Here is a 16,352-nt window from a genome sequence, read left to right on the forward strand (position 1 = left end):
GTCCGGCCCGCCCCTCGTCGTTTTCGTTGTGCGGGTGGTCACGCCTCCCGGCAGCGACGCGTCTCGAGCGGCACCATCGAGGTGGGTGACGTGCGCGTTCACGCGCGAGGCGCCCCAGACAGTTTTACGCCGGGCCGGGCTCGGCCGGAGTTTCCTGGAGGCATTCGTGTCGCGGTTCGTTGACCGCGTGACCATCCACGTCGCGGCAGGCGACGGCGGGCATGGCTGCGCCTCGGTGCACCGGGAGAAGTTCAAGCCGCTGGGCGGGCCGGACGGCGGCAACGGCGGCAAGGGCGGCGACGTCCAGCTCGTCGTGGATCCCAACGTGCACACCCTGCTCGACTTCCACTACCGCCCGAACGCCCGCGCGGCCAACGGCAAGCCGGGCCAGGGCAGCATGCGCAACGGCGCGCAGGGCGGCGACCTCGTCTTGTCGGTCCCGGACGGCACCGTGGTGATGACCGAGGACGGCGAGGTGCTGGCGGACCTCGTCGGCATCGGCACCACCTTCGTCGCCGCCGCGGGCGGCCGCGGTGGGCTGGGCAACGCCGCGCTGGCGTCCAAGGCGCGCAAGGCGCCCGGCTTCGCGCTCCTCGGTGAGGCGGGGGAGCAGTTCGACCTGGTGCTGGAGCTGAAGTCGGTCGCCGACGTCGGCCTCGTCGGATTCCCGTCGGCGGGCAAGTCGTCGCTGATCTCGGTGCTGTCCGCGGCGCGGCCGAAGATCGCCGACTACCCGTTCACCACGTTGGTCCCCAACCTCGGCGTGGTCACCGCCGGCGAGACGGTGTTCACCGTGGCGGACGTGCCGGGGCTGATCCCGGGCGCCAGCGAGGGCCGCGGCCTGGGCCTGGACTTCTTGCGCCACATCGAGCGCTGCGCGGTCCTGGTGCACGTGGTGGACTGCGCCACGCTCGAACCCGGCCGCGACCCGCTGTCCGATGTGGACGCGCTGGAGAACGAGCTGGCGCAGTACACCCCGGCGCTGAAGGCCGAGCAGGGCGGCCAGGACCTGGAGTCCCGCCCGCGGATGGTCGTGCTCAACAAGATGGACGTGCCGGAGGCCCGCGAACTGGCCGAGCTGGTCAAGGCGGACCTGGAGGCGCGCGGCTGGCCGGTGTTCGAGGTGTCCACCGCGTCCCGCGAAGGGCTGCGCGAGCTGAGCTTCGCGATGGCCGCCGAGGTCGAGCGCTATCGCGCGCAGCTGCCGCCGCCGGAGCCGGCGCGAGTGGTGGTCCGGCCCGCGGCCGTCGACGCAGGCAACTTCACCGTCGAACCAGATCCCCAGTTCGAGGACGCGTTCGTGGTGCGCGGCGAGAAGCCGGAGCGGTGGGTGCGGCAGACCGACTTCGGTAACACCGAGGCGATCGGCTTCCTCGCCGACCGGCTGGCGAAGCTCGGCGTCGAGGAGGCCCTGGCCAAGCGGGGCGCGAAGCCCGGCAGCCAGGTGACCATCGGCAACATGACCTTCGACTGGGAGCCGTCCACGCCGGCCGGCGTGGCGGGCGTGCTCGGCCGACGGGGCACCGACCTGCGCATCGACCACGACGACCGGATCTCGGCGTCCGACCGCAAGGCGGCGAAGAAGGCGCGCCGCAGCGCGCTGGACGAGTTCGGCCAGTACGTCGAGGAGGAGGACGGCCGGTGAGCGATCAGCTCTCGGCGACCAGGAAGGCGGTCGCCGCGGCGCAGCGCGTCGTGGTGAAGGTCGGGTCGTCGTCGCTGACCACGACGAAGGGCGGCCTGGACGCCGGGCGGCTGGCGACGCTGGTCGACACCGTGGCCCGGCGGGTCGCCGCCGGCGGCCAGGTGGTGCTGGTGTCGTCGGGAGCGATCGCGGCGGGCATCGCGCCGCTGGGGTTGAGCCGCAGGCCGAAGGACCTCGCGACCCAGCAGGCGGCGGCGAGCGTCGGCCAGCAGGCCTTGGCGCACGCGTACGCGGAGTCCTTCTCGCGCTACGACCTGACGGTCGGACAGGTGCTGCTGACCGCGGACGACGTGGTGCGCCGCGGTCACTACCGCAATGCGCAGCGCACCTTGGACCGGCTGCTCGGCCTCGGCGCGGTACCGGTGGTCAACGAGAACGACACGGTCGCGACGCACGAGATCCGCTTCGGCGACAACGACCGGCTGGCCGCGCTGGTGTCGCACCTGGTGGGCGCCGACGCGCTGGTCCTGCTGTCCGATGTGGACGCCCTGTACGACGGCGATCCGCGTCGCGGTGACGCTTCGGCGATCCGGGAGGTCAACGGCGACGCGGACATGGCGGGAGTGCACGCCGGCCGCACCGGCGCGTCCGGGCTGGGCACCGGTGGCATGGCGTCGAAGGTGGAGGCGGCGAGGGTCGCCTGCTCCTCGGGGATTCCCGTGTTGCTGACCTCTGCCGCGCTGGCCGAGCGCGCGCTTGGCCCGGCCGATGTCGGAACCGCTTTTGCTGCGACCGGCAGCAGACTCTCGGCGCGCCGCTTCTGGCTGGCGCACGCGGCCGGGGCCAACGGCCGGCTGTGGCTGGACGACGGTGCGGTGGCGGCTGTCGTCAAGCGCCGCCGTTCCCTGCTGGCGGCGGGCATCACGGCGGTGGAGGGCGCGTTCGACGGCGGCGACGTGGTCGAGCTGGTCAACCCGGCGGGCAAGGTCGTGGGCCGCGGCGTGGTCGCCTACGACGCGGCGGAACTGCCGGACCTGATCGGCCGCTCGACGCACGAACTGCCGGCGGAACAACGCCGAGAGGTGGTCCACGCCGACGACCTCGTCCCGCTCCGCTGAGGACGATTTCCCCCGAGCGAAGGGCACCTCCGAGCGGAGGTGCCCTTCGTCGTCCGGGCCGAGGTCAGCGGAGCTCGGTGCCCTTGGTCTCGGGCAGCGTGCGGATCACGAAGAACGCGATCGCCGAGGCGATTGCGATGTACCAGAAGAACATCGTCGACAGCTCGTAGCGCGCCAGCGTCTGGATCACCAGCGGGGCGGTGCCGCCGAAGATCGCGACGGTGAGGTTGTACCAGGCGCCGATGCCCAGGCCGCGCAGCTCGGTCGGGAACAGCTCCGACATGATCGCCGGAGCGATCGAGGTCATCGCCGTGTACAACGCGATTCCCACGCAGAACACCACGAGCAGGCCGCCCAGCCCGGGACGGACCAATGTGGACAGCGGCACGATGAGGACCGCGATCGCCGCCGACCACACCAGCAGCTGTGGCTTTCGCCCGATGCGGTCCGACAGCGCGCCCATCGGGTACTGCAGCGCGATGAACAGCGCGGTGGCGATCGACAGCGCGAGGAACACGTCGGTGGCGTCGGCGTGCCGGGTCTTCACCGCGAACGGCGTCAGCGCGCTGAAGAACGTGTAGTAGCAGAGCGTGGACAGCATGCTGAAGCCCACCAGCTGCCCGACCGCCTTGGGGTGGTACTTGAGCGTCATCCACAGCGGATTCTTCAGCGCCTTGGCCTTGGCGCGGTTGTCCTCGAACTGCTCGGTCTCCTCGAGCGTGCGGCGCAACCAGATGCCGAGCAGCCCGAGCACGCCGCCGATCAGGAACGGGATCCGCCAGCCGAAGTCGGTGAGCTGCTCCTCGGTGAGCAGCGCCGTCAGCGCGTAGCCGAGCAGCGAGGCGACGAGCAGCGCGGAGCCGGTCGAGATGTAGAAGAACGCCGAGTAGCGGCCGCGCTTGGCGGCCGGGGCGATCTCCGCCAGGTAGGCCGACGCGTTGGACACCTCGCCGCCGAGCGAGAGGCCCTGCCCGATGCGCGCCAGGACCAGCAGGACCGCCGCGGCCCAGCCGATCGACTCGAACGTCGGCAGCAGGCCGATGATCAGCGAGCCACCGGCCATCAGCGAGATGGTCACCAGCATCGCCGTCTTGCGGCCCCGGAGGTCGGCGAACCGCCCGAGCAGCCAGCCGCCGAGCGGGCGGAAGAAGAACGCCAGCGCGAACGTGGCCAGCGTGTTGATCAGCGCGAGTTCACCGGGGAAGAACGCCGCGGCGAAGTAGACGCTGAAGGCGGTGTAGATGGTCCAGTCGTACCACTCGACCGCGTTGCCGATGCTGGCGGCGACCAGGGTTCGGATGGGTAGTCGGGAATCCTCGGCCGTCGCCGCTTCGTGCGCCATCGCATCCTCCGGTGTCATGGCAGGACGCCCGTGCGCCGGAGATGTGCTGTTGTTCTCCGGGCTTCGTACGGGTGACGACACAGTACGGTCTGGGTCGCCCGTACGGAAGATCCCAATTCACCCTGTGGGAGGACCTGGACTACAGGGCGCGATCGGAGTACCGGTCAACTCGTGTGCGAACCGGTTGCACTCCGGGCACGTCGTCCACAGCCATGCGACGTCGGAGTTGTCCACGGTGATCTGCTTGCCGCACAGCGTCTCGATCTGCGCGTCCACCGGAAAACCGCCGCGGGGCCGGGGTTTCAGCGTCGCGTGGCGCTGCCCATCGCCGGGTTGCCAGCGAAACGGGTGAGGCATGCACGATCACCGCCTGTTCCAACTCGACTGAGGCGTCCGCCGCTTGTCGCGTCCGGCAGCCGGTTCTGGGGGGTACGACGCCGCCGGGATCCCGGTACTGGACACCGGGGACGCGCCGGGTGGCTGCGAGACTGGCCGGTGCCCTCCTGATCGGACGTCGTCGCACGTACCATTCTGGTGGTACTGAAACGGCTGGCCAATTACCTGAACAGGTAGTAGTTACCAGACCCGAATTCTGTTTCGCTATGTTTCATGACCCGTACCACTGGCGGCACGCCGAAGGCCCGCGCGCTCGGGGCTGAGCTGCGCGAAGCCCGGGAACTGGTCGGCAAGAGCCTCCGCGTGCTGGCGCAGGAGCTCGACACCAATCACGTCAAGCTGATGCGGTACGAGACGGGCAAGTCCGTGCCGCCGCCGGAAGTGGTGGCCGCGTTCGTGACGGCGCTGGGAGTTTCGGCTACCGAACGTGATCGACTCGTCGAGATGGCGCGCGACGCCGACGTGCCGAACTGGCTCACCGCGGATCGGGCCGGCGTGCGGCAGGAGCTGACCGCGCTGATCGAGTTCGAGCGCACCGCCACCCGCATCACCAATGTGGCCACCGGGCTGGTTCCCGGGCTGCTGCAGACCTCCGACTACGCGCGCGCCGTGATGCGCGGCAGGCCGGTCGGCGAGGTGGAGAAGCTGGTGCTGATGCGCGTCGGCCGCCGGGAGATCCTCTCCGCGCGCAACGGCCCGCACCTGACGGCGATCATCAGCGAACACGCGCTGCGGGAACCGATCGGTGGGCACGCCGTGATGGCCGACCAGCTCCGCAAGGTCGCGGAACTGGCGGAATGGCCCAACATCGCAGTCCGCGTCGTGGCGAGCGGTTCGACGTCCTGGCATCCGGGTCACGTCGGCCCGTTCGTGGTGTTCGAATTCCCGAAGGCGCAGCCGATCGTCCACTTGGAGCACTACCGGTCCGCCGCCTTTCTGTACAACCCCGGACTAGCGCAGGAATACCTGGACGCGATCACTACCCTGCTCTCGTTCGCGATGGATCACGACGAATCGATCGGGTTCATCGCCAAGTGTGCGAACGAGATGGAGGCCATTGCGTGACTACGGCACAGCCGGTTGGTTGGCGGAAGTCGAGCCGGTCGGCGCAGGTGACCGACTGCGTCGAGGTCGGCCGCTTCGGTGACGGCGCGGCCGTCCGGGATTCGAAGAACCGGGCTGCGGGGTACTTCGCGGTTTCGGGCAGTCAATGGAGATCGTTCGTCGCCGGGGTGCGCGCCGGCCGATTCGATTCCTGACGTCGACTCCTGCGGTGCCCTCGGCGTCGGTTCGAGGGCACCGAGCCGGTTTTCCGCATTTCATTCGCCTTCGCACCTTTTCATGACCTACTTCGGGTGAATTGCACCCGTTGGCCGAATTCGGTCTAATGCGTTGCCGCGTCGGGCAGACTGGTCCGGTGAACACCGCGCGCGAGCTCGCCGACGAGCTGATCGAAGTCCTGGCGGATGAGGATCCGCTGAACGAACTCCTGCAGGGGATACCGGGAATCGACCACCGGCTGGGCGATCTCGACGAGTCCGCGGAGTCCGCGATCCGGGAGCGCGCGCTGCGCATCGCCGCCGCGGCCCGCTCGCTCGATCCGCCGCCCGAGGACCGGATCACCCGCGGTGTGGTGGTGCAGCAGGCCGAGGCGGTCGCGACGCGGCTCGGCGCGCGGCTGGTCGAACACACCATGCACGACCTGCTGGTCTCGCCGATCGCCAAGCTGCTCGAAATCCTGCCCGCAGTGCGGCCGTCCGGGCCGCAGCAGGAACAGGACTTCCTGACCAGGCTCGCCGCGATCCCCGAATTCCTTGCCAACGCGGCGGATCGGCACCGCCACGGCGCGGCAGCGGGGCGGACACCGGTCGCGCGCCGCGTCCGGGATGCGGTCGCGCACCTCGACGCCTACCTGTCGGCTCCGGAAAGCGATCCGTTGCGGCAGGCGCCGTTGCGCAGCGCCGACGAGCGGGATCGGCTGCTCGCCGACGCGGTCCGGCCGGCGTTCGCCGCGTACCGCAACGTCCTGCACGCCGAGATCCGGCCGCACGGCCGGCCCGACGACCGGCCGGGGCTGTGCTGGCTGCCTGACGGGGCGGAGACTTACGCGGCACTGGCCCGGATGCACACCACGGTCGACTGGACCCCGGAGGACCTGCACCGCACCGGGCTCGCGGCGATCGAAGGACTTGCCGAGGAATACGCGGAGATCGGTTCGCGGGAATTCGGCCTGCGAACCGCTGCCGAGGTGCAGCAGCGGATGCGCACCGATCCGGCGTTGCGCTGGCAGGACGCCGCGGAGCTGCTCGGGGCGGCCCAGGCGGCGATCGGCCGCGCCGAAGAGGCGGCGCCGAAGTGGTTCGGGCGGCAGCCGGCGCAGCGGTGCCGGGTGGAAGCCGTCCCGGCGGACCGCGAGGCGAATGCGACCGCGGCCGCGTACCTCCCGGCGCCGCTGGACGGCTCCAGGTCGGGGATCTACTACGCCAACACCTACCGCGCCGAGGAACGCCCCCGGTTCCTGGCCGAGGCGACAGCGTTCCACGAAGCCGTTCCGGGGCACCACTTCCAGATCACCCTCGCGCAGGAGCTGACCGGGGTGCCGCTGATCCGGCGGGCCGCGTGGATCAACGCGTTCATGGAGGGCTGGGGCCTGTACGCGGAGCGGTTCGCCGACGAGGCCGGCCTGTACTCGGACGACATCGCCCGGCTGGGCATGCTCGCGATGGATTCGATGCGCGCGGCGCGGCTGGTGGTGGACACCGGGCTGCACGCCTTCGGCTGGAGTCGGCAGCAGGTGGTGGACTTCCTGCGGGCGAACACGGTGATGCCGGAGGTCGAGATCCAGTCGGAAACCGACCGGTACATCGAAAATCCGGGGCAGGCGCTGTCCTATCTGGTCGGCCGTCTGGAGATCCAGCGGCTGCGCGCCAGGGCCGAAGCGCAACTGGGTCCGGCATTCGACCTCAGGGCCTTCCACGACGTGGTCATCGGCAACGGCCCGCTGCCGTTGCCGGTCCTGGACGAGGTCATCGCCGGATGGGTGCGAGCACAGGGCTGAAGCGCAGGACTGCCCGCCCGTGCGCACTTTGTGCTGCTATGGCAACACAAAGTGCGCACGGGTCTTGAGCAGCGGCTCAGCGTCCAGATCCGCTCACGAAGTGGTGGCGAGGGTGAAGGGCAGGACCGCCGGGGCGCCAGCCTGGCGGAGCAGGCGGCTGACGACGGTGACGGTCCAGCCGGTGTCGGCGTAGTCGTCCATCAGCAGCACCGGTCCGTCCAGCGTGGACAGCTTGGCGGCGAGTTCCTCGGGCACCTTGAACTGCTGCCACAGCGAAGCCACCCGCTGCGCGCTGTTCGTGGCGCGCCGGGGCGTCGTGTTCGGGTTCGTCAGCACCTCGCCGAGCAGCGGCAGCCGGCCGATCGTGGCGATCCGCTCCGCCAGGCTGCGCACCAACAGGGGGCGCGTCCGCGAACCGAGCGCGACCACGCCCACCGGGCGCTGCGCCCATTCCCACGCCGCCAGCACCTTGATCCCGGCCTGGAACAGGTCGTCCGGCAGTTCCTGGTCGGGCGCGCCGGTGGCGAGCAGTTCGCGCAGCCGGTTGCCCCAGCCGATGTCGGTGAGCCGCCCGATCGCCCGGCCCGTGGTGGCCTGCTCCCCGGCGGGCAGCTTGCCGGACGCCGGGACGCCCAGCGAGTCCATGCCGCTCGGCCACATCTTGCGCGGCGAAACCTCCACGCCGGGCCGCCGCAGGCGCTCCCCGGCCTGCTCCACGGCCTGGTCGTCGACGTCCCCGGAATAGCCGGAGCCGGTGCAGTTGTCGCAGCGGCCGCAGGGTTCGGCCGCCGGATCGTCGAGCTGCCGCCGGAGGAACTCCATGCGGCACGACGACGTGCCGAGGTAGTCGAGCATCGCCTGCTGCTCGGACTTCCGCTCCGCGGCGATGCGGGCGTAGCGCTCGGCGTCGTAGTGCCACGGCTCGCCGGTGGCCTCCCAGCCGCCCTTCACCCGGCGGACGGCCCCGTCGACGTCCAGCACCTTCAGCACCATCTCCAGCCGGGTGCGCCCCAGCTCGACGTGCGGTTCCAGCGCGGCCGTCGACATGCGCTCGTGCTGCGCCAGCGCGTCGAGCACCGCGCGCACCGTCGGCTCCGGCGGGAACGCCAGCGACGCGAAGTAGCTCCAGATGTCGCGGTCCTCCGGCCCGGGCAGCAGCAGCACCTCGGCCCGCTGCACGCCGCGTCCGGCGCGGCCGATCTGCTGGTAGTAGGCGATCGGCGAGGACGGCGCGCCCAGGTGGACCACGAAACCGAGGTCGGGCTTGTCGAAACCCATGCCCAGCGCCGAGGTGGCGACCAGCGCCTTGACCCGGTTCGCCAGCAGGTCCGCCTCGGCCTGCTGCCGCTCGGCGGGATCGGTGCGGCCCGAGTAGGACGCCACCTCGTAGCCCTGATCGCGCAGGTAGGCGGCGATCTCATCGGTCGCCGCCACGGTCAGCGTGTAGATGATGCCGGAGCCGGGCAGCTCCTTCAGGTGGCTCGCCAGCCACCCCAGCCGCGCCTCCGCCGAGGGCAACCGGACGACGCCCAGTCGCAGGCTCTCCCGGTCCAGGGTGCCGCGCAGCACCAGCGTTTCCTGCGGGTCGGTGTACTCGCCGCCGACCCCGAGCTGGTCGGAGACGTCCTGCACGACGCGGTCGTTCGCGGTGGCGGTGGTCGCCAGCACCGGGACGCCCTCCGGCAGCTCCGTGAGCAGCGTCCGCAGCCGCCGGTAGTCCGGGCGGAAGTCGTGGCCCCAGTCGGAGATGCAGTGCGCCTCGTCCACCACCAGCAGGCCCGCGGTCTGCGTGAGCTCGGGCAGGATCGTGTCGCGGAAGTCGGGGTTGTTCAGCCGCTCCGGGCTGACCAGCAGCACGTCCACCTCACCGGCGGCGACCTGCTCCTCGATGTCGGCCCACTCGTCGGGGTTCGCGGAGTTGATCGTGGCGGCGTGCACCCCGGCCGCCGCGGCCGCGTCGACCTGGTTGCGCATCAGCGCGAGCAGCGGCGAAACGATCACCGTCGGACCCTCGCCGAGCTCGCGCAGCAGCGCGGTGGCGATGAAGTAGACGGCGGACTTCCCCCAGCCGGTGCGCTGCACCACCAGCGCGCGGCGGCGTTCCAGCACCAGGGCGCGGATGGCGCTCCACTGGTCCTCGCGCAGCGCGGCGTCGGGGCCGGCCAGCGCGCGGAGTCGGTCGTCGGCGAGTTCGCGCAGCGCGTTTTCGTCCACGCACCGATTCCTACCCGATGCCCACGACGTCGCACGTCCGGGGTGAAATCCGGTGCCGGGACGATGTCCGAACGGACTAGTCTGGGCGGGTGACCACCACCGAGTCCACGATCACAGTCAAGGTGTCCGGCGACGAGCTGCGGGAGCAGGTCCGCGACGCGGCGCGGCGCGCCAAGCGGGCGGCGGCCGAGCTGGCGCAGGCCACCCGGGGCGACAAGGACGCGTTGCTGCACGCGATGGCCGACGAGCTGGTGCGGCGGGCGCCGGAGATCCTCGCCGCCAACGACCGGGACGTGGCCGCCGGCCGCGAGTCCGGGATGCCGGAGAGCCTGATCGACAGGCTGAGCCTGAGCACCGAGCGCGTCGAGGCGATGGCCGACGGGCTGCGCACGGTCGCCGGCCTGCCGGACCCGGTGGGCGAGGTGGTGCGCGGCAGCGTGCTGCCCAACGGGTTGCAGCTGCAGCAGGTCCGGGTGCCGCTCGGCGTGGTCGGGATCGTCTACGAGGGGCGTCCCAACGTCACCGTCGACGCCGCGGGCCTGACGCTGAAGGCGGGCAACGCGGTGCTGCTGAGGGGCTCGTCCTCGGCGGAGCACTCCAACACCGTGCTGGTGTCGATCCTCGCCGACGTGGTCCGCGAGCGCGGCCTGCCTGCCGACGCCGTCCAGCTCCTGCCGTGCCACGACCGGGCGTCCGTGCAGCACTTGATCACCGCGCGCGGGCTGGTGGACGTGGTGATCCCGCGCGGCGGTGCCGGGCTGATCTCCGCCGTCGTGGAGAACGCCACGGTGCCCGCGATCGAGACCGGAGTCGGCAACTGCCACGTGTACGTCGACGCGACCGCGGACATCGACACCGCGCTGCGGATCCTGCTCAACTCCAAGGCTCGGCGCCCGAGCGTGTGCAACGCGGCGGAAACCGTGCTGGTGCACAAGGACATCGCCGAGGAGTTCCTGCCCCGAGCGCTCGCCGAGCTGCACGGCGTGGGTGTGACGGTGCACGGCGATGAGCGCGTCGTCGCCGTCGGCGGCTCCAACGTGGTCGCGGCGACCGACGAGGACTGGGACACCGAGTTCCTGTCGCTGGACATCGCGGCGGCGGTGGTCGACTCGCTGCCCGACGCCGTCGAGCACATCCGCGCCCACGGCTCCGGGCACACCGAGGCCATCGTGACCAGCGACGTCCGCGCAGCCCGGCAGTTCACCGTCCAGGTGGACGCCGCGGCGGTGATGGTCAACGCCTCCACCGCGTTCACCGACGGCGCCGAGTTCGGGATGGGCGCCGAGATCGGCATCTCCACCCAGAAGCTGCACGCCCGCGGGCCGATGGGCCTGCCGGAGCTGACGTCCACGAAGTGGCTGGCCTTCGGCGACGGGCACGTGCGGCCGGGCTCCGCCCCGTCGAGCACCAGTTCCTGCCCGGGGAGCTGACCTTGGCCCAGGCGCCGCGCCGCAAACGTGACTCGGCCGCCACCAAGGACGCGTTGTTGCAGGCCGCGTCGGCGCTGTTCGCCGAGCGCGGCTTCAACGCGACCACGGTGCGCGACGTGGCGGCGCGGGCGGGGGTGAACCAGGCCCTGCTGTTCCGCTACTTCGGCTCGAAGCAGGAGCTTTTCGCGGCGGTGCTCAGCCACAACAGCGCCCGGCTGCTCGAAGCGCAGCCGCCGGAGGAGCTGCCGCTGCGGATCCTCGGCAACCTCTTGTCCGCGGACCAGCTCAGCGGTCCTGAGCATCCGATCGCGGCGATGCTGCGCTCCTACAGCGACGAGCGCGCCGCGCACGTGTTGCGCGAGGAGCTGGGCGCGCGCTACGCGGCCCGGCTGGCGGAGCTCACGGACGCGCCGGACGCCGAGCTGCGCGCGGATCTGGTGCTGGCGTGGCTGTTCGGGATCGGCATGGTCCGCTCGGTGCTGGGCAAGTCCCCGCTGGCGGACGCCGATCCCGAGGCGGTCGCGCGGCACGTGGCGCGCGGGATTTCCGTTCTGCTGGAACGAACGGACCTTCCGGACGAAAAGTGATCAAGGCGTGCACCTGCGCCGGGGCCCGCGTACGGTGGTGATGTAAGCGCCTGCTTACATCACGTCCACCGGGAGCTGTGCATGACCACCACGGAGCCGAGGACCTATCCCTTCAGCGCGGCCGACAAGCTGAACCTGGATCCCATCTACGCCCACCTGCGCGAGCAGGAACCGCTGACCCGGGTCCAGCTGCCCTACGGCGAGACGGCTTGGCTCGCGACCCGATACGAAGACACCAAGATCGTGCTGGGCGACCCGCGCTTCAGCCGCGCCGCCGCGCTCGACCACGACGAGCCGAGACTGCGGCCGAACAGCCCGCAAGGCGGACTGCTCAGCATGGACCCGCCGGACCACACCCGCCTCCGCAAGCTGGTGGCGAAGGCCTTCACCGCGCGCCGCGTGGAACAGCTGCGGCCGCGGACCCAGGAGATCGCCGACGGCCTGGTGGACCGGATGATCGAACGAGGCGGACCCACCGACCTCGTCGAGGAATTCGCGCTGCCGCTGCCGATCACCGTCATCTGCGAACTGCTCGGCGTGCCCTACGCCGACCGCGGGGACTTCCGGGTGTGGTCGGACGCGTTCCTGTCCACCACGAAGCTCACCCCGGAGCAGGTGACCGACTACATCGACAAGATGTTCGGCTACATCGCCGGGCTGATCGCCCAACGCCGCGAAGAACCCGCCGACGACCTGCTCAGCGCGTTGATCGCGGCCCGCGACGAGCAGGACAAGCTGTCCGAGGACGAACTCGTCCGGCTGGCGGCGGGGATCCTGGTGGCCGGTCACGAGACCACCGCGACCCAGATCCCGAACTTCGTCTACGTGCTGCTCACGCACCCGGAGCAGCTCGCCGAGCTGCGCGCGGACCTCGACGCGGTGCCGCAGGCCGTCGAGGAGCTGATGCGCTACGTGCCGCTCGGTGTCGGCGCCGGCTTCCCGCGATACGCCACCGAGGACGTGGAGCTGGGCGGCGTGCTGGTGCGGGCCGGCGAGCCGGTCATGGTCAGCGCGGCGGCCGCGAACCGCGACGAGGGGGTGTTCAGCGATCCCGAGCAGCTCGACCTGACCCGCCGGGAGGCGACGCACCTCGGCTTCGGGCACGGCCCGCACCACTGCCTCGGCGCCCAGCTCGCGCGGCTGGAGCTGCAGGTCGCGCTGCGCACGCTGCTGACCCGGCTGCCGGGGCTGCGGTTCGCGACGTCCGCGGCAGACGTCGAGTGGAAGAGCGGAATGCTCGTCCGGGGGCCCCAGCGGATGGTGCTGACGTGGCAAGGTGTCGAGTGATCTCCCTCATAACTGGAAGAGGTGGGCAATGAGCTGGACGATCGAGGTCGATGCGGACACCTGCATCGGTTCCGGCATGTGCGCCGGTGTCGCGCCTGATCACTTCGAGCTGGTGGACGGGTACGGCTGCGCCAGGAACGCGGCGGTGGACCCGGCGGACCAGGTGGTCGACGCGGCGGAGTCCTGCCCCGTGGAGGCGATCCTGGTCAAGGACGCCGAGACCGGCGACGTAGTAGCCCCGGAAGAGTGACGTAGGACACATTCATGTCCGCGTCATGGGTGCCCGGGTCCGCGCGTCACACCGGTGCGCGCCTGAGAAATGGCAGCGCCGGCGACCCGAGGTGGGCCCCCAGCCGCCGAGGGTCGTGCAGGGCCGTGGGGCCCGGCTCAGGGGGGAGCGTGGGCCGGGCTCCACGGTCGGCGTGGCGTGAGGCCCGGTTCGCAGGGGAGTGCGAGCCGGGCCCCGCAGCCGGGGTGATGTACGACGCACGCCCCGCCGACCACCCCGGGACGTCGACTTCCTAGGCTTGGCAGCTATGTCTCGTCGCAGGATCGGGGTCATGGGTGGCACCTTCGATCCCATTCATCACGGACACCTGGTCGCGGCCAGCGAGGTGCAGGCCCAGTTCGGCCTGGAACTGGTCGTCTTCGTGCCCACCGGCCAGCCTTGGCAGAAGAGCCACGAGGTGGTCAGCCCCGCCGAGGACCGCTACCTGATGACGGTGATCGCCACCGCGTCCAACCCGCGATTCCTGGTCAGCCGCGTCGACATCGACCGCAGCGGCCCGACCTACACCGCGGACACCCTCACGGATTTGCACCAGCAGTTCCCGGACGCGGAGCTGTACTTCATCACCGGTGCGGACGCGCTGGAGCAGATCCTGTCCTGGCACCGGGTCGAAGAGCTCTTCGACCTGGCGCACTTCATCGGCGTGACCCGGCCCGGCTACTCGCTCAACGGCGCCCACCTGCCCGCGGGGGCGGTGTCGCTGGTGGAGATCCCGGCGATGGCGATCTCGTCGACCGGCTGCCGGGACCGGGTCCGGGCGGGCCTGCCGGTCTGGTACCTGGTCCCGGACGGAATCGTGCAGTACATCACCAAGCGAGGCCTGTACCGGGACGATTCCGGAACCGAGTGGGGACCGGCGTCGCCGTCCTGACCGGCGGCGAGTTCTGGTCCCTGCGCCTGTTTGACCAGGTGGGACTTCTGGTGTTCCGGGAGTGACGCGCTTCGGGCGTGGATGTCGCGGCCCGGTGGCCGTGGAGGCGGGTTCGGCCTGGTGTGGGGCGGGCTGGCTATCCTCTACCCGGCGTGGGTCGCACACCTGACCCACCCGAGAGGAGTGACGTGGCAGCCACCGAGAACGCCCGACGGCTGGCTCTGATCGCGGCGCAGGCCGCGGCGGACAAGAAGGCCACCGACGTGGTCCTGCTCGATGTCTCCGAGCAGCTGGTCATCACCGACTGCTTCCTGATCGCATCCGCGCCCAACGAGCGGCACGTCGAAGCGATCGTCGACGCGGTCGAGGAGAAGCTGCGCGCCGCCGGGTCCAAGCCGGTGCGCCGCGAAGGCGCGCGCGAGGGCCGGTGGGTCCTGCTGGACTTCGTCGACGTCGTGGTGCACGTCCAGCACTCCGACGAGCGCGCCTTCTACCAGCTGGAACGGCTGTGGAAGGACTGCCCGCGGATCGAGTTCGAGGACCAGAACGCGCCCGCCGAGGCGGACTCGCCGGACGCCGAATCGTGAGCCTCGACCAACTGGTGCTCTGGCGGCACGGGGAGACCGACTACAACGCGACGGGCCGCATGCAGGGGCATCTCGACAGCTCGCTGACCGAGACCGGCCAGGAGCAGGCCCGGCGCGCGGCGCCGGCGATCGCCCGGTTCGCCCCGGACGTTGCGCTCAGCTCCGACCTGAACCGTGCTCGCACGACGGCGGCCGCGTTCGCCGAGGTCAGCGGGGCTTCGGTGCGGCTGGAAAAGCGGCTGCGCGAGACGCACCTCGGGGAGTGGCAGGGGCTCAGCGTCGCGGAGGTCGAGCAGGGCTGGCCTGGGGCTTTGAGCACGTGGCGGGCAGACCCGACGTGGGCGCCGCCGGGCGGCGAGTCCCGCGTGGAGGTGGCCGAGCGCGCGCTGGAGGTCGTCGAGGAGCTCGACGGCCAGCCGCGCGGCTCCGCGTTGCTGTGCGCGCACGGCGGGCTGATCACCGCGCTGACCGCCAAGCTGGTCGGCCTGCCGCTGGACCTGTGGCCGGGTCTGGGCGGTATCGGAAACTGCAACTGGGTCGTGCTGAAGCGGCGCGGCGGCGATGACGGCCGCTGGCGGCTGGTCGCCTTCAACGCCGGGGTCGAGGGCTGATCGCGTTCCGCCCGTGACGTCGTAGGGTTGCGGCGTGCCCATTGCAGTCGTCACCGATTCGACGGCGTACCTGCCGGCGGGATACGCCGCTCAGTACGCGGTGCGGACCGTTCCGTTGCACGTCAGCGTGGATGGGGCCGCCGCGGTCGACGAGTCGGATTTCGGTCCCGGCGATCTCGCGCGCGCCTTCGACCGCAAGCACCGGGTCACCACTGCGGGCGCGACGCCGCAGGAGCTGGCGCAGGCATATCAGGACGCGTTGGACGGCGGTGCCGACGGCGTGGTGGCGGTGCACCTGTCGCGGCAGCTGTCGGGCACCTGGGACGCGGCGCGGCTGGCCGCGCGCGAGGTCGACCCCGAGCGGGTCCGGGTAGTCGATTCCCGGTCCACCGCGATGGGGCTGGGTTTTTCGGTGCTCGCGGCCGCCGAGGAGGCGAAGTCGGGTGCTGTGCTGACCGAGGTGGAGCGCGTCGCGGCTTCGACCGCCGAGCGCACGACGACGTTGTTCTCCGTGCAGACCTTGGAATACCTGCGGCGTGGTGGGCGGATCGGGACGGCTGCGGCGGTGTTGGGCACCGCGTTGGCCATAAAGCCGCTGTTGCACGTGCACGACGGCCGCATCGACGCGTTGGAGAAGGTGCGCACGACCACCCGGGCGATGGCCCGGTTGCTGGAGATTTCGTTGCGCGCGGCGGATTCCCGGGCCGCGATCGCGGTGCACCACCTGGCCGCGCCGGAGCGCGCCGAGCGGCTCGCCGGTCAGATCCGCGCCGAGCTCGGTGATTCGGTGGACTGCGTCGTTTCGGAGGTGGGCGCGGTGATCGGCGCGCACATCGGGCCGGGCGCGGTGGGTGTCGTGGTGCTCCCGAACGGGTGGCGTTCGGACGCCTGAAAACCTTTCGACTGGCGGATTCCAC

The 16,352-nt window shown here is 71.0% G+C and carries 16 protein-coding genes; 13 read left to right on the forward strand and 3 right to left on the reverse strand.

What is annotated here, in order from left to right:
* Positions 1–154: 154 nt before the first annotated feature.
* Together obgE and proB are read left to right on the forward strand one after the other, a co-directional pair.
* Complete coding sequence (gene obgE, locus AB0H93_RS29490) at positions 155–1,645, forward strand: GTPase ObgE (RefSeq protein WP_358576747.1); 1,491 nt, start codon at positions 155–157, stop codon at positions 1,643–1,645.
* Complete coding sequence (gene proB, locus AB0H93_RS29495) at positions 1,642–2,763, forward strand: glutamate 5-kinase (RefSeq protein WP_358576672.1); 1,122 nt, start codon at positions 1,642–1,644, stop codon at positions 2,761–2,763. Before obgE ends, proB begins: the two co-directional genes overlap by 4 nt.
* A gap of 64 nt (positions 2,764–2,827) precedes the next feature.
* Here the strand turns inward: proB and AB0H93_RS29500 are convergent, their stop codons facing one another.
* Positions 2,828–4,105, reverse strand: coding sequence for an MFS transporter (locus tag AB0H93_RS29500; RefSeq protein WP_358576674.1), 1,278 nt, complete (start codon positions 4,103–4,105; stop codon positions 2,828–2,830).
* A 117-nt stretch (positions 4,106–4,222) separates the two neighbouring features.
* Positions 4,223–4,462 carry a zinc finger protein gene (locus AB0H93_RS29505; RefSeq protein WP_358576676.1) on the reverse strand — a complete coding sequence of 80 codons (240 nt, stop codon included), beginning with the start codon at positions 4,460–4,462 and terminating at the stop codon, positions 4,223–4,225.
* 252 nt (positions 4,463–4,714) lie between these two features.
* Here AB0H93_RS29505 and AB0H93_RS29510 point away from each other — a divergent pair, with 252 nt between their 5' ends.
* From AB0H93_RS29510 to AB0H93_RS29520, 3 genes are all read left to right on the forward strand, one after another.
* Entirely contained in the window at positions 4,715–5,566 is an 852-nt protein-coding gene (locus tag AB0H93_RS29510) for a helix-turn-helix transcriptional regulator (RefSeq protein WP_358576678.1), read from the forward strand.
* The gene (locus AB0H93_RS29515; RefSeq protein WP_358576680.1) at positions 5,563–5,760 is read left to right on the forward strand and encodes a DUF397 domain-containing protein; all 198 of its coding nucleotides are present in this window, start codon (positions 5,563–5,565) and stop codon (positions 5,758–5,760) included. The genes AB0H93_RS29510 and AB0H93_RS29515 overlap by 4 nt, the downstream gene beginning before the upstream one ends.
* Positions 5,761–5,918: 158 nt before the next feature.
* Positions 5,919–7,559 (forward strand): DUF885 domain-containing protein, encoded by a 1,641-nt coding sequence (locus AB0H93_RS29520; protein ID WP_358576682.1) that lies wholly within the window; start codon positions 5,919–5,921, stop codon positions 7,557–7,559.
* A gap of 93 nt (positions 7,560–7,652) precedes the next feature.
* On the opposite strand, the gene AB0H93_RS29525 is transcribed toward AB0H93_RS29520, so the two are convergent.
* A complete protein-coding gene (locus AB0H93_RS29525) occupies positions 7,653–9,773 on the reverse strand; it encodes a RecQ family ATP-dependent DNA helicase (protein ID WP_358576683.1) in 2,121 nt (706 codons plus the stop codon).
* Between the two features lie 89 nt (positions 9,774–9,862).
* On the opposite strand from AB0H93_RS29525, the gene AB0H93_RS29530 reads away from it, so the two are divergent.
* The 8 genes from AB0H93_RS29530 to AB0H93_RS29565 all read left to right on the forward strand — a co-directional run bounded on the left by AB0H93_RS29530 (position 9,863) and on the right by AB0H93_RS29565 (position 16,327).
* Entirely contained in the window at positions 9,863–11,203 is a 1,341-nt protein-coding gene (locus tag AB0H93_RS29530; RefSeq protein WP_358576684.1) for a glutamate-5-semialdehyde dehydrogenase, read from the forward strand.
* 2 nt (positions 11,204–11,205) lie between these two features.
* Positions 11,206–11,790, forward strand: coding sequence for a TetR family transcriptional regulator (locus tag AB0H93_RS29535; RefSeq protein WP_358576685.1), 585 nt, complete (start codon positions 11,206–11,208; stop codon positions 11,788–11,790).
* Between the two features lie 81 nt (positions 11,791–11,871).
* Positions 11,872–13,077, forward strand: coding sequence for a cytochrome P450 (locus AB0H93_RS29540; protein ID WP_358576686.1), 1,206 nt, complete (start codon positions 11,872–11,874; stop codon positions 13,075–13,077).
* A 28-nt stretch (positions 13,078–13,105) separates the two neighbouring features.
* Positions 13,106–13,327: a ferredoxin gene (locus AB0H93_RS29545; RefSeq protein ID WP_132489137.1), complete on the forward strand. Its 222-nt coding sequence runs from the start codon at positions 13,106–13,108 to the stop codon at positions 13,325–13,327.
* 286 nt (positions 13,328–13,613) lie between these two features.
* Positions 13,614–14,237 carry a nicotinate-nucleotide adenylyltransferase gene (nadD, locus tag AB0H93_RS29550; RefSeq protein ID WP_132489135.1) on the forward strand — a complete coding sequence of 208 codons (624 nt, stop codon included), beginning with the start codon at positions 13,614–13,616 and terminating at the stop codon, positions 14,235–14,237.
* A gap of 188 nt (positions 14,238–14,425) precedes the next feature.
* Entirely contained in the window at positions 14,426–14,824 is a 399-nt protein-coding gene (rsfS, locus tag AB0H93_RS29555) for a ribosome silencing factor (protein WP_358576687.1), read from the forward strand.
* A complete protein-coding gene (locus tag AB0H93_RS29560) occupies positions 14,821–15,435 on the forward strand; it encodes a histidine phosphatase family protein (RefSeq protein ID WP_358576688.1) in 615 nt (204 codons plus the stop codon). The genes rsfS and AB0H93_RS29560 overlap by 4 nt, the downstream gene beginning before the upstream one ends.
* Positions 15,436–15,469: 34 nt before the next feature.
* Positions 15,470–16,327 carry a DegV family protein gene (locus tag AB0H93_RS29565; RefSeq protein ID WP_358576689.1) on the forward strand — a complete coding sequence of 286 codons (858 nt, stop codon included), beginning with the start codon at positions 15,470–15,472 and terminating at the stop codon, positions 16,325–16,327.
* Positions 16,328–16,352: the final 25 nt, after the last annotated feature.

The sequence above is a fragment of the Saccharopolyspora sp. NPDC050642 genome, from assembly GCF_040654735.1.
Lineage (GTDB): Bacteria > Actinomycetota > Actinomycetes > Mycobacteriales > Pseudonocardiaceae > Saccharopolyspora > Saccharopolyspora elongata.

What these genes read in the sequence shown, in the direction of transcription:
- AB0H93_RS29500 (WP_358576674.1), bottom strand. Translation starts at nt 4,105, where the DNA reads ATGGCGCACGAAGCGGCGACGGCCGAGGATTCCCGACTACCCATCCGA.
- AB0H93_RS29505 (WP_358576676.1), bottom strand. Translation starts at nt 4,462, where the DNA reads ATGCCTCACCCGTTTCGCTGGCAACCCGGCGATGGGCAGCGCCACGCG.
- AB0H93_RS29510 (WP_358576678.1), top strand. Translation starts at nt 4,715, where the DNA reads ATGACCCGTACCACTGGCGGCACGCCGAAGGCCCGCGCGCTCGGGGCT.
- AB0H93_RS29540 (WP_358576686.1), top strand. Translation starts at nt 11,872, where the DNA reads ATGACCACCACGGAGCCGAGGACCTATCCCTTCAGCGCGGCCGACAAG.
- AB0H93_RS29545 (WP_132489137.1), top strand. Translation starts at nt 13,106, where the DNA reads ATGAGCTGGACGATCGAGGTCGATGCGGACACCTGCATCGGTTCCGGC.
- nadD (WP_132489135.1), top strand. Translation starts at nt 13,614, where the DNA reads ATGTCTCGTCGCAGGATCGGGGTCATGGGTGGCACCTTCGATCCCATT.